Below are 201 nucleotides of genomic sequence, written 5' to 3' on the forward strand. Positions count from 1 at the left end.
GCCGAAGGCGTAGCCGCCCTGATCCGCCAGCCGGCGGTTTCCTCGGCGAAGCGCAGGGTGCATTCCACCTTGCCACGCGACAGGCCCTGGCGCAGCGCCTCGCGCACCGCGCCTTCGAGGTCGCGGAAGGCGTCGGGCAGGCGCAGGTGGGGCTCCAGGTAACGGTGGTTGACCGAGCGCAGCTCCCAGCTCAGGGTGCCG

Annotated in this window: 1 protein-coding gene; it reads right to left on the reverse strand. The window is 72.6% G+C overall.

Annotated elements, in window-relative coordinates:
- Positions 1-201, reverse strand: a 201-nt coding sequence (locus G5A07_RS22215; RefSeq protein WP_316248775.1) for a YicC/YloC family endoribonuclease, incomplete at both ends; no start/stop codon positions are given.

Origin of the sequence: Stenotrophomonas sp. AS012628 (assembly GCF_010608305.1) — a bacterium.
Classification (GTDB): Bacteria; Pseudomonadota; Gammaproteobacteria; order Xanthomonadales; family Xanthomonadaceae; genus Stenotrophomonas; species Stenotrophomonas geniculata.